Origin of the sequence: Clostridium sp. DFI.1.208 (genome assembly GCF_024463855.1) — a bacterium.
Taxonomy (GTDB): domain Bacteria; phylum Bacillota_I; class Bacilli_A; order Erysipelotrichales; family Erysipelotrichaceae; genus Clostridium_AQ.
Map to the genome: position 1 here is coordinate 1 of NZ_JANGCA010000202.1, position 441 is coordinate 441.

1 pseudogene is annotated in these 441 nt (G+C 42.9%); it reads left to right on the top strand.

The features are described from left to right. Nucleotides 1–253: 253 nt before the first annotated feature. Nucleotides 254–441 (top strand): annotated as a pseudogene (locus NE665_RS24035) (hypothetical protein); the annotation flags it as partial.

The following is a 441-nucleotide window of genomic DNA, read 5'->3' on the forward strand; positions in this document are numbered from 1 at the left end:
GACTGGGGCTGTTCCGTTTAGCCACGAGCCTTACAAGGCTCGTGAGCGTTAAGAACGGGGCAGACACAGGAAGAAAGGGAACGCCTTTAGGCGTTCGTAAAGGGCGTATATGTAACACCGCCCTGCGCATACATGTCATAGTACCTAGAAACTGTGATAAATAAAGGACAAAACATGATTTTTACCCCGCAAAAAATGGGGCATACGAAAGGAGCAATGCACTATAACTACACACAAAAATTTATCCGTTAAGATTGATTACATCAGCATTGTATTTGATACTGTAACCGCTGAAGATGTAATCATGCACATTTTAGGTTTACCAACTGATATTTTTAATGTCTATCCGGCAAGCGTTAAATTCAAGACGTATCAAGCACGCTGGCAGATTGGAGATATTTATGTATCGGGGGACGCAAGAAAGACAGAGGACAACCCACA